This window comes from Microbacterium sp. 13-71-7, assembly GCF_002257455.1.
GTDB lineage: Bacteria > Actinomycetota > Actinomycetes > Actinomycetales > Microbacteriaceae > Microbacterium.
On sequence record NZ_NCKN01000117.1, the window covers coordinates 1 to 12572 of the forward strand.

The window sequence follows — 12572 nt, forward strand, 5'->3', positions numbered from 1 at the left end:
CCGTACGTGGTGCGTCTGTTCGGATCCAAGGAGAACCTCTTCCTCGCGACGATCGAGTTCTCGCTCGACCGTCTGCTCGCGTCGTTCCGCGCTGCGCTCGCGGCGTCCGACGAGGAGGGGGAGCGGCCGGTCGGCAAGCGCATCGGGGAGGCCTATGTCGACCTCATCGAGGTGCGCGGTCTGCACCAGACGCTCGCGCATGCCTACCTCCTCGGCAGCAACCCCGCGATCGGCGCCGCCGCGCGCCAGGGGTTCGCGAGGGTCTGGCGCTTCTTCCGCGACGAAGTGGGCCTCGATGCCGACGAGGCCCGCGCCTTCCTCGCCGAGGGCATGCTGATCAGCACCATGATCGGCCTGCGGATCGTCGACGACTATGGATCCGATCCGCAGATCACCGAGCTGTTCCGCGCCTGCTTCCCCAACAAGCTGCCGCACGTGCTCGAAGTGCTGCCGCGCAACGAGCACCGACTGTAGCCCGCGGGGCAGCGACCCCGTGCGGCTGCGACGGATGCACGATGCCGCCACGGGTGCAGGACGAGTCCGGTGGTTCGGCCCTGCAGGCGTCGCGCGAACCTGCAGGCGTCGCGCCCGCCGCCGCACACCGGGTCACCGGATCCGGCCGCTGTTCCTGATAGCCTGGTCGGCTCGCTATCGCGCACCTGCGCGCGGGCGGAAGGACCACCACCGTGGGATACATCGATGTCGCCGGCGTCTCGCTCACCCTGCCCGACGGCCGCCCCCTGCTCGACGAGGCCTCGTTCCGCGTCGGCGCCGGATCCACGAGCGCCCTGATCGGGCCCAACGGCGCCGGGAAGTCCACGATCCTGCGGATCATCCGCGGTGAGCAGTCGCCCGACGCCGGCGTCGTGACGATCGACGGATCCCTCGGCGTCATGGACCAGTTCGTCGGCCACGGCCGCGAAGGGCAGACCGTGCACGAGCTGCTCATCGGGGTCTCGCCGGCGCGCATCAGGACAGCGGCCGAGGCGCTCGACGCCGCGGAGAACGCCCTCATCGAGGACGACACCGAGCCGACGCAGATGCGGTACGCGACGGCGATCGCCGAATACGCGGACGCCGGCGGGTACGAGCACGAGACGGTCTGGGATCAGTGCACGGTCGCCGCTCTCGGCGTGCCCTTCGAGCGGGCGCGGTTCCGCGATCTCGCGACGCTCTCCGGCGGCGAGCAGAAGCGGCTCGCGCTCGAGGCGCTGCTGCGCGGACCCGATGACGTGCTGCTCCTCGACGAGCCGGACAACTACCTCGACGTGCCGGGCAAGCGCTGGCTCGAGGAACGACTGCGCGAGACGCCGAAGACGGTGCTGCTCGTCTCTCACGACCGCGAGCTGCTCGCCAGGGCGGCCGACCGCATCGTCACGCTGGAGCCGGGCGGGGCCGGCGCGACGGCATGGGTGCACGGCGGCGGGTTCGCGACCTATCATCAGGCGCGGATCGATCGGATGGACCGCCTCGACGAACTGCGCCGGCGCTGGGACGAGCAGCACGAGAAGCTGAAGACCCTGGTCGCGAACCTCAAGGTCAAGGCCTCCGCGAACGACGGCTTCGCCTCGCGCTACCAGGCCGCGCAGACGCGACTGCGGAAGTTCGAGGAGGCGGGGCCGCCCGAGGAGCGCCCGCCCGCGCAGGACTTCGACATGCGGCTGCGCGGCGCCCGCACGGGCAAGCGCGCGATCGTCTGCAGCGACCTCGAGCTGACCGGCCTCATGCGGCCCTTCGACGCCGAGCTCTGGTTCGGCGACCGCGTGGCGGTGCTCGGGTCGAACGGATCCGGCAAGTCGCATTTCCTGCGGCTGCTGGCCCGTGGCGGCAGCGATCCCGATCCGACTCTCGGACACCTCACGGGCGCGGGGGAGCGGCTCGACGAGGTCGCCCACACCGGCACGGCGGTGCTCGGCGCGCGTGTCGTGCCTGGGCTGTTCGCACAGACCCACGCGCACCCGGAGTTCGCCGGGCGCACGCTGCTCGAGATCCTGCACCGCGGCGACGACCGCAGGGCGGGGATGCCGCGCGACGCCGCCAGCTCGGCGCTGGACCGCTACGGGCTGGTGCGCCAGGCGCAGCAGGAGTTCTCGCAGCTCTCCGGCGGGCAGCAGGCCCGGTTCCAGGTGCTGCTGCTCGAGCTGTCCGGCGCGACCCTGCTCCTGCTCGACGAGCCGACCGACAACCTCGACCTCGAATCGGCGGAGGCGCTCGAGGACGCGATCGCGCGGTTCGAGGGCACGGTCGTCGCCGTCACGCACGATCGCTGGTTCGCCCGCTCCTTCGACCGCTTCCTCGTGTTCGGCGAAGACGGCGGCGTCTACGAGTCGGACGCGCCGGTGTGGGACGAGCGCCGCGTCGCCCGCGCCCGCTGAGCGCCCGGGAAGGGTCTCGCTCCCGAAACGCTGCGACGGATGCACGACGATGCGACGGATGCACGACGGATCCGCCGATCCGGTCGTGCATCCGTCACGCGGTCGTGCATCCGTCGCGCCGGCACCAGCCCGCCCCGGCCCGCTGAGCCTTAGGGGCAACCCGGGTAGGCTGGGTTCGTGACCCAGGAGATCGAGCTCGGCCGAGGCAAGCGCGCGCGCCGCGCATACACGTTCGACGACATCGCGGTGGTGCCTTCGCGGCGCACCCGCAACCCGGAGGACGTGTCCACCGCCTGGACGATCGACGCGTTCCCGTTCGAGATCCCCGTGCTCGGCGCCCCGATGGACTCGGTGATCAGCCCCCGCACGGCGATCATGCTGGGTCAGCTCGGCGGACTGGGCGTGCTCGACCTCGAGGGCCTGTGGACCCGGTACGCGGATCCGGAGCCGCTGCTCGCGGAGATCGCCGGCCTCGACGAGGCCACCGCGACCTCGCGCATGCAGGAGCTCTACGCCGAGCCGATCCAGCCCGAGCTGATCAAGGCGCGCCTGGCCGAGATCCGCGACGCCGGCGTCACGGTCGCCGGATCCCTCACGCCGCAGCGCACCCAGGAGCTGTACCAGACGGTCGTCGAGGCGGGCGTCGACCTCTTCGTCATCCGCGGCACGACGGTCTCGGCCGAGCACGTGTCGAGCGTCGCAGAGCCGCTGAACCTCAAGAAGTTCATCTACGACCTCGACGTCCCCGTGATCGTCGGCGGCGCCGCCACCTACACGGCGGCCCTGCACCTCATGCGCACGGGCGCGGCGGGCGTGCTCGTCGGCTTCGGCGGGGGAGCGGCCTCCACCACACGCGCCACGCTGGGCATCCACGCGCCGATGGCCACCGCGGTCTCCGACGTCGCCGCCGCGCGCCGCGACTACCTCGACGAGTCGGGCGGCCGCTACGTGCACGTGATCGCCGACGGTGGCGTCGGCACGTCGGGCGACATCGTCAAGGCGCTCGCGATGGGCGCCGATGCCGTCATGCTCGGCGTCGCCCTCGCGCGCGCGACCGATGCCCCCGGGCAGGGGTTCCACTGGGGTCCCGAGGCGCACCACCCGAAGCTGCCGCGCGGCCGGCGCGTGGCGGTCGACGGCGTCGCGACGCTCGAGGAGATCCTCTACGGCCCTGCCCCCGTGGCGGACGGCACCGCCAACCTCATCGGGGCGCTGCGCAAGTCGATGGCGACCACGGGCTACTCCGACCTCAAGGAGTTCCAGCGCGTCGAGGTCGTGCTGTCTCCGTACGAGTCCTGAACGCCCGCCGTTCTTGAACCTTCCCGTGTCGTCTGCGCAGCGCCCCGCCGTCCCCGCCCCGGAGTTTCCGCCGACCCTGCGCGAGGTGATGCTGCGCGGCCGGTGGATCGGCATGCTGCTGCTGTGCCTCGTGGTCGCAGGGGTGTTCGCCTGGCTCGGCCAGTGGCAGCTCGGCCGCGCGATCGACACGAACCCGCCCGCGCCGGGGGCCACCGAGAAGGTGCTGCCGATCGACCAGGTCGTGAAGCCGGGCGCCTACCTCGACGGTCCCCTGGTCGGGCAGCGTGCCGAGACCAGCGGATCCTGGGTCCCCGGTGACTTCCTGATCGTCTCATCGCGCTTCAACGACGGCGCCGAGGGCTACTGGGTGACCGGCCAGCTGCGGATCGCCGGCGCGGCGAAGCCCACGTCGCTGGCCGTCGCGATCGGATGGGCCCCCGACGAGAAGGCGGCCAAGGCGGCGGTGCAGCGGCTGGAGAAGACGGCGGACGGATCCGTCCTCACCGTGACGGGGCGCCTCATCTCCGACGAGGGCCCTGTCGCCCCGCCGCAGGACCAGCCCACCCGCATGGACCGGATGTCTCCGGCGGCGCTGCTCGGCTTCTGGCACGACACGGCGGACCTGAACGTCTACCGGCCGTACCTGGCCTCCGGCACCCCGCTCGGCGGGCTCGACACGATCTCCTCGCCGGCGCCGGAGGAGCACTCCTCGGTCAACTGGCTCAACATCTTCTACGCCGTGGAGTGGGCGATCTTCGCCGGCTTCGCGTTCTACCTCTGGTACCGCCTGGCCAAGGACGCCTGGGAGCGCGAGGTCGAGGAGTTCGAAGAGCGCACGGGCTCCGCCGCCTGAGCCCCGCGTGCGCTCTGCCGCGCATCCACGGAGTGCACTTCTGAGCGCCGGAATCGGCGCGTATGCGCGTTCGCGCGGGTGCCCCGCTGCGAGCCCAGTCCTCCGTTGGTGACGAGCCGGTGAACACCTTTCAGCCAGTGCATATCTTCCTTGAAGATGGTCCATAGCCTCGCCTATCGTCGGTGAGGTGTGCGGCTGCCCGAATGCGCCGCGCACCGACGATCCCGACCGGGAGCCGTCGCATCCGTTCCCGTGGAGGCAGCGCTGATGAAGTCCGTCCCCGATGGAGAGAACCGCACGGTTCCCTCGTCGTTCCGCAGAAGAGGGGCGCGACTCGGCGCCCTCGCCGCGACCACCGTCGCGGCGCTGAGCTTCGGCTGCCTCGCAGCCGTTCCGGCGTTCGCCGACACGAGCGGCACCGGTGTCGTGATCAACGAGGCCTATCTGTCCGGCGGCAGCGCCGGCGCGGCCTACACGAACAAGTTCGTGGAGCTCTACAACCCGACGCACGCGGCGGTCACGCTCGACGGACTGTCACTGCAGTACCGCTCGGCGACCGGCACCGGGAACTCGAGTGGCACCGTCCCGCTCTCCGGCACCATCGCGGCCGGCGGCTACTACCTCATCCAGGGCGGCAGCAACGGGACGAACGGCACGGCTCTGCCGACGCCCGACGCGACCAGCGGGCTGAACCCGAGCGGCGCCTCCGGCACGATCGCCCTGGTCAAGGGCGCTTCGGCGATCGCCCTCCCGACCGGATCCGTCGCCGGCAACGCCGACGTGATCGACCTGCTCGGCTACGGCGCATCCAACACCTTCGAGGGCGCTGCCGCCACCGCTCCCGCAGGCAACACCGACGTCAAGTCCCTCAACCGGACCGGCGGGGCCGACACCGACTCGAACAGCGCCGACTTCACGCTGTCCGCGACGCTCACCCCGAAGAACACGTCCGCCGCGGCCGAGTTCCCGACCGACCCCGGCCCCGAGCCGACCCCCACTCCGACGCCGACCCCGACCGAAACCCAGGCCCCCGGCGAGACCAAGACCATCGCCGAGGTGCAGGGCACGACTGACACGTCGCCGCTCGTCGACCAGACCGTCACCGTGCAGGGCATCGTGACCGGCGACTTCCGCACCGGCGGGTACAAGGGCATCGCGATCCAGACCGAGGGCACCGGCGGCGACGTCAAGACCGACGGCGCCTCGGACGGCATCTTCGTCTACCTGAACGCGCTCGCCCCGTCCGTGGCGCGCGGCGACCTCGTCTCCGTGACCGGCAAGGTCTCGGAGTACTTCGGCCAGACCCAGATCAACCCGGCCGCCGTCGGGGACGTCTCGGTCGTCAAGGCCGGCGTCGGCGTGCCGCAGCCTGTCGCACTGCCCGACGGCGTGCGCGGCGCCGACCGCGAGGCGTACGAGAACATGCTCGTCACGCCCACCGGCACCTACAAGCTCGCCTCCAGCCACCAGCTCTACAACTACGGCGCGCTGTGGCTCAACGCGGGCGACAAGCTCAACGTCAAGGCCACAGAGCTCGCACGCCCCGGTGCGGACGCCGATGCGATCACGGCCGCGAACCGCGCGAACCGGATCCTGCTCGACGACGGCTGGTCCTCGCAGATCGGCAAGGGCGGCCACACCGGCGGCCAGCCGTACTTCACGAAGGACACGGTCGTCCGCAACGGCGACACCGTGAACTTCCCCGCCGAGGGCGAGATCCTGCAGTACGGCTTCGACGACTGGCGGCTGCAGCCGGTGGTGCCGATCTCCGGCACCAGCGACGCGTCGCACAAGCCCACGTTCGGCGACGAGAACCCGCGCCCGGCCGCGCCTCCGGCCGTCGGCGGAGACGTGAAGGTGGCGTCGTTCAACGTCTACAACTTCTTCACGACGCTCACCAGTCAGGACGCGAACGCCCGCGGCGCCAAGACCGACGCGCAGTTCCAGATCCAGCGCTCCAAGATCGTCTCGGCGATCAACGGCCTGGGCGCCGACGTCGTCGGTCTCATGGAGGTCGAGAACGGGCCGAAGTTCGGCCTCGCCCTCGACGCACCGCTGAAGAACCTCGTGCAGGGGCTGAACGACGCGGCCGGATCCGAGGTGTGGGACTACGTCCGCACTCCCGCGGCGCTGAACGACCCGTCGATCACCGACGCCATCACGACCGCGATCATCTACAAGAAGGCGTCCGTCACCCTCAAGGGCGACGCGTCGACCGTCGTCGACGAGACCGTCTTCGGCAACGCCCGCGAGCCCATCGCGCAGTCGTTCCAGACCGCCCAGGGCCGCGTCCTGTCCGTCGTCACGACGCACCTGAAGTCGAAGTCCCCGCCGCAGAACGCGGGTCCGGAGCCGGCCGACGGCCAGGGCTTCTTCAACGCCGACCGCGTCGCACAGGCCAAGGCCGAGCTCGCGTTCGCGCAGAAGGTGCAGAAGGACTCGGGCAGCGATGACGTCTTCCTCGTCGGCGACTTCAACGCCTACGGCAAGGAGGACCCGATCGACGTCTTCACCCAGGCCGGGTGGACCGACGTCGAGCCGACGCACGCCGCAGGACAGTACACCTACTCCTTCGACGGCGAGCTCGGATCCCTCGACCACGTGATCGCGTCGCCGTCCGCGGCGAAGGCCATCACCGGCGCCGGGGTGTGGAACATCAACTCCCCGGAGTGGAGCGACCGCGGTTACGCGTTCGCGGCCACCGAGGCGGGCACCCCGTACCGCTCCAGCGACCACGACCCGATCCTGGTCGGCGTCAAGGGCGCGGCGGATCCGATCGACATCAACGTCGCGACGATCAACGACTTCCACGGACGCATCGAGGCCGACGGCGCCGCCGCCGGAGCCGCGGTGCTGGCCGGCGCGGTCGAGCAGATCCGGGCGCAGAACCCGAACACGATCTTCGCGGCCGCCGGCGACCTCATCGGCGCCTCCACGTTCACGTCCTTCATCCAGCAGGACAACCCGACGATCGACGCGCTCAACGCGGCCGGTCTCGATGTGAGCGCGGCCGGCAACCACGAGTTCGACCAGGGTTACGCCGACCTCCGCGACCGTGTGGAGAAGCGCGCCGACTGGACCTACCTCAGCTCGAACGTGTTCCTCACCGCCACCGGCGAGCCCGCGCTCACCCCGGCCTGGGTCAAGGACGTCAAGGGCGTCAAGGTGGGCTTCATCGGAGCCGTCACCGAGGATCTGCCGACCCTCGTCTCGCCCGACGGGATGAAGGGCCTCGAGGTCCGCAGCATCCCCGAGTCGGTGAACAAGGTCGCGAAGCAGCTGCGCGACGGCGACGAGTCCAACGGCGAGGCCGACGTGATCATCCTGCTCGTGCACGAGGGCGCGACCACGACCGACGTGGCCAGCATCACCCCCGAGTCGCGTCTGGGCGAGATCGTCAACGGCGTCGACAAGAGCGTGAACGCGATCGTCTCGGCGCACACGCACCTCGCGTACAACCATGTGATCGACGGACGTCCCGTGGTCTCCGCCGGCCAGTACGGCGAGAACCTGGGCCTGATGGACATCAAGGTCGACCCGACGAGCAAGAAGCTCCTCTCGATCACCAACGAGATCAAGCCGCTCACGGTGGGCGGCAAGCCCGCCTTCCCGGCCGACCCGAAGGTGCAGGCGATCGTCGACGCCGCCAAGGCGAAGGCCGCGGAGCTGGGTTCGGTCAAGCTCGGCGACATCACCGCCGACTTCAACCGCGCCAGGCAGAGCGACGGCAAGACGGAGAACCGCGGTGGCGAGTCCACCCTGGGCAACTTCGTCGCCGACGTGCAGAAGTGGTCCACGGGCGCGGACTTCGCGGTCATGAACCCGGGTGGTCTGCGCGCCAACCTCACCTACGCGTCGAGCGGCGCGGGGGATGCGGACGGCAGCGTGAGCTACAAGGAGGCCGCGACCGTGCAGCCCTTCGCCAACACGCTCATGACGGTGAAGCTCACCGGAGCGCAGGTGAAGCAGGTGCTCGAGCAGCAGTGGCAGCCGGTGGGTTCGGCGCGTCCGTTCCTCAAGCTCGGCGTCTCCAAGGAGCTGACCTACACGTACGACCCGGCCGCCGCGGCGGGGTCGCACATCACGGGCATCTTCGTGAACGGCGCACCGATCGATGCGGCCGCGACCTACACGGTGGGCGCGAACGCCTTCCTCGCGGCGGGCGGCGACGCGTTCACCGCCTTCCAGCAGGGCGCCGACAAGAAGGACACCGGCAAGGTGGACCTGCAGTCGATGGTCGACTGGTTCGCGGCGAACAAGACGGCGTCCCCGGACCTCGCCCAGCGCGCGGTCGGCACGGTGCTCTCCGCTCCCGCCGATGCGGCCGGCTACAAGGCCGGGGAGAGCGTCACGCTGAAGCTCAGCTCGCTCGCGTTCACCGCGGGGGAGAAGGCGCCCGGTGACGTCACCGTCTCGCTCGGCGGCAAGGATCTGGCCACGGCTCCGGTGGACCCGGCCATGACGGTGAACGCCTTCGACGAGGCCGGCACGGCGACGCTCACGTTCACGATCCCCGAGGGCGTGACCGGCGCGCAGGCGCTGCACATCGCGGTCGCCGGCACCGGAACCGCGGCCCAGCTGCCGATCACGGTCGCCGGATCCGACACCGGATCCTTCACCGGCACCGTCTCGGTCGGCGCGGCCAAGGTCCTCGCGGGCGAGAAGCTGACGCTGACCGGCCAGGCGTTCGAGCCCGGCGAGACGCTGACGCTGCAGCTGCGCGAGCAGGGCAAGAAGGGCACGGTCATCGACCTCGGCACCGTCAAGGTCGGCGCCGACGGCTCGTTCTCCGTGTCCCCGGTGGTGCCGCGCTCGGCCAAGGGCGGCGAGTACCTCGTCGCCGCGACCCAGGCCGACGGCGACGAGGCGACCGCCGCCGTCACCGTGGTCCGCGGCAAGGGCCAGCTCAAGCTGGGCTCCTCCTCGGTCGCCGCGGGCGGCAGCGTCACGATCGCGGGCTCGGGTCTCGAGGGGGACCAGGCCGTCGCGCTCGAGCTGCACTCCACCCCGGTCTCGCTGGGCTCGGTGACGACCGACGCGGACGGCGCGTTCTCGGCGACCGTCACGATCCCCGCGGGCACCACCCCCGGAGAGCACCACGTGGTGGCGGTCCTGGCGGACGGCTCCCAGATCACCGCGGCGATCACCGTCGCCGCGGCAGGATCCGCGGCCGGCGGCGGTCTCGCCCTGACGGGTGCGGACTCGGGCTCGTTCCTGCTCCTCGCCGCGGTGCTCCTCGCACTCGGCGCGGGCCTGATCGTCGCCCGTCGTCGCCTGCGCGCGGAGTGACCCTCCCGCGCTGACCTGCGAAGGCCGTCGGATCCTCGGATCCGGCGGCCTTCGTCGTCCACGCGCCGCCCGTCGTCTGGGCCGGGAATGGTGCACAGGTCCGGCGCCTAGAATGGAGGCATGCCCGAACCGAAAGCCGCGAGCTTCCCGGCCATCCGCGGGGCGCTGAAGTTCTACCAGATCGCTTCTGTGATCACCGGCGTCATGCTCCTGCTCCTGGTCACGGAGATGGTCCTCAAGTACACCCCGATCCACCTCGAGCTCTTCGCGGGCGGATCCGGCGGCTTCCTCTGGTTCGCCCCGGTCGTCGAGGGCGTGCACGGCGGCCTCGAGTCCACCGGCAACGGCCTGAACCTCTCGATGGGGATCCTGGTCGCCCACGGCTGGTTCTACGTGGTCTACCTCTTCGCCTGCTTCCGGGTGTGGAGCCTGATGCGCTGGCCGTTCCTCCGCTTCATCACGCTCGCCCTCGGCGGCGTCGTGCCGTTCCTCTCCTTCATCATGGAGACCCGCGTCGCCCGTGAGGTGAAGGCGTATCTCGCCGCGCGCGAAGCCTCCTCCGATCAGACCTCCTCGACCACTCCCGCCACGGAAGGTGCCCGTTGACCGACAACACTCCCGACACCGAGCAGCGCCCCGCCCTCGTCGTCGACTTCGGTGCGCAGTACGCGCAGCTGATCGCCCGCCGCGTCCGCGAGGCCGGCGTCTACAGCGAGATCGTGCCGCACACCGCGACCGCCGCCGAGATCGCGGCGCGCAACCCGGTCGCCCTGATCCTCTCCGGAGGGCCGTCCTCGGTCTACGAGGAGGGTGCGCCGCAGCTCGACCCGGCCGTGTTCGAGCTCGGGGTGCCGACGCTGGGCATCTGCTACGGCTTCCAGTACATGGCGCGCACGCTCGGCGGCGAGGTCGCGAACACGGGTCTGCGCGAATACGGCGCGACCGACGCGATGATCCCGATCAACGACTCCACGCTGCTGGGCGGCCAGCCCGCCGAGCAGAACGTGTGGATGAGCCACGGCGACCAGGTCGCCCGCGCTCCCGAGGGCTTCGAGGTGCTCGCCTCGACCGGCTCCACGAAGGTCGCCGCCTTCGCGGACGAGGAGCGCAAGCTCTACGGCGTGCAGTGGCACCCCGAGGTCAAGCACTCCGACCACGGCCAGGAGATCATCGAGAACTTCCTGCACAAGGGCGCGGGCCTTCCCGCCGACTGGAACAGCGACAACGTGATCGCCGAGCAGGTCGAGCGCATCCGCGCCCAGGTCGGCGACGCCCGCGTGATCTCCGCGATGTCCGGCGGTGTCGACTCCGCCGTCTCGACGGCGCTCGTGCACAAGGCGATCGGCGACCAGCTCACCGCGGTCTTCGTCGATCACGGTCTGCTCCGCAAGGGCGAGCGCGAGCAGGTCGAGCGCGACTACGTCGCCTCGACCGGCGTGCGCCTGATCACGGTCGAGGCGGAGGACACGTTCCTCGGGCACCTCGCCGGCGTGACGGATCCGGAGACCAAGCGCAAGATCATCGGCCGCGAGTTCATCCGCGCCTTCGAGCAGGTGCAGCGCGACCTCGTCGAAGAGGCCAAGGCCTCGGGGGAGAAGGTCAAGTTCCTCGTGCAGGGAACGCTGTACCCCGACGTCGTCGAGTCCGGCGGCGGCGCGGGCACCGCGAACATCAAGTCGCACCACAACGTGGGCGGACTGCCCGACGACCTGGACTTCGACCTCATCGAGCCGTTGCGCACCCTGTTCAAGGACGAGGTGCGTGCGATCGGTCGCGAGCTCGGGATCCCCGAGGCGATCGTCGGCCGCCAGCCGTTCCCCGGACCCGGTCTCGGGATCCGCATCATCGGCGAGGTGACCCGCGAGCGCCTCGAGATCCTGCGCGAAGCCGACGCGATCGCCCGCGAGGAGCTGACGCTCGCCGGTCTGGACCAGACCATCTGGCAGTGCCCTGTCGTGCTGCTCGCCGACGTGCGCTCCGTGGGCGTGCAGGGCGACGGCCGCACCTACGGCCACCCCGTCGTGCTGCGCCCGGTGTCCTCCGAGGACGCGATGACCGCCGACTGGACCCGTCTGCCCTACGACGTGCTGGCGAAGATCTCGAACCGCATCACGAACGAGGTGCGCGAGGTCAACCGCGTCGTGCTCGACGTGACCTCCAAGCCGCCGGCAACCATCGAGTGGGAGTGACCCCCTAGCTCCCTCCCCGCTGCGCTGGGTCCGCGAGACTGCAACTCCGCGACGAGACTGCGGCCCATGCCCGCTGTCTCGTCGCCCAGATGCAGTCTCGCGGACTCTGCGGGTCAGCCGAGGTGCTTGAGCGCCTCGCGGCGGCTCAGCGGGGAGAGCGCGGGGTGCGCGTCCACGAAGGCGCGCACCCACTCCGGGTCGGTGCGCGCGAAGTCCCGCAGCGCCCAGCCGATCGCCTTGCGGATGAAGAACTCCGGATCCGCGATGTTCGGCTCGATCGCGTCGGCGAGCAGCGCGCGGTCGGTGGCGTCCTTGCGCTGCAGCTGCGCGATGATCGCGACCCGGCGGATCCAGAAGTCCTCGTCGTCCGCCCAGACCCGCAACTCCACGGCCAGCTCCGCGGGATGCGCGTCGAGGAGGTCGGCGAGACGGTGCGCGACCTCGTCGACGTGGTCCCACCACGCGCCCGTGCGGACCATCTCCTCATGCACGTCGAGCATGTCGAGCCGCCCACGCAGCGGTCGCAGCGCCATCAGCGCCTGCGCCGCATAGCGCTCCTCTCGGAAA

At 70.7% G+C, this 12572-nt stretch carries 7 protein-coding genes and 1 pseudogene; 7 read left to right on the forward strand and 1 reads right to left on the reverse strand.

The features are described from left to right. The 7 genes and pseudogenes from B7X32_RS12195 to guaA form a co-directional block, all read left to right on the forward strand. A pseudogene (locus tag B7X32_RS12195) lies at nt 1-474 on the forward strand (TetR/AcrR family transcriptional regulator); the annotation flags it as partial. Nucleotides 475-686: 212 nt separating this feature from the next. After that, nucleotides 687-2375 (forward strand): ATP-binding cassette domain-containing protein, encoded by a 1689-nt coding sequence (locus B7X32_RS12200; RefSeq protein WP_292719883.1) that lies wholly within the window; start codon nt 687-689, stop codon nt 2373-2375. Nucleotides 2376-2552: 177 nt separating this feature from the next. Beyond that, nucleotides 2553-3674: a GuaB3 family IMP dehydrogenase-related protein gene (locus tag B7X32_RS12205; protein ID WP_292719885.1), complete on the forward strand. Its 1122-nt coding sequence runs from the start codon at nt 2553-2555 to the stop codon at nt 3672-3674. Between the two features lie 88 nt (nt 3675-3762). Then, complete coding sequence (locus tag B7X32_RS12210) at nt 3763-4527, forward strand: SURF1 family cytochrome oxidase biogenesis protein (protein WP_292719895.1); 765 nt, start codon at nt 3763-3765, stop codon at nt 4525-4527. A gap of 267 nt (nt 4528-4794) precedes the next feature. Beyond that, complete coding sequence (locus B7X32_RS12215) at nt 4795-9816, forward strand: ExeM/NucH family extracellular endonuclease (RefSeq protein ID WP_292719887.1); 5022 nt, start codon at nt 4795-4797, stop codon at nt 9814-9816. 120 nt (nt 9817-9936) lie between these two features. After that, complete coding sequence (locus tag B7X32_RS12220) at nt 9937-10422, forward strand: DUF3817 domain-containing protein (protein ID WP_292719889.1); 486 nt, start codon at nt 9937-9939, stop codon at nt 10420-10422. Next, on the forward strand, nt 10419-12005 hold the full coding sequence (guaA, locus tag B7X32_RS12225; RefSeq protein WP_292719891.1) for a glutamine-hydrolyzing GMP synthase: 1587 nt from the start codon (nt 10419-10421) through the stop codon (nt 12003-12005). Before B7X32_RS12220 ends, guaA begins: the two co-directional genes overlap by 4 nt. Nucleotides 12006-12118: 113 nt before the next feature. On the opposite strand, the gene B7X32_RS12230 is transcribed toward guaA, so the two are convergent. Then, nucleotides 12119-12572 (reverse strand): DNA alkylation repair protein (locus tag B7X32_RS12230; RefSeq protein ID WP_292719893.1); only part of this gene is annotated, 454 nt, incomplete at its 5' end.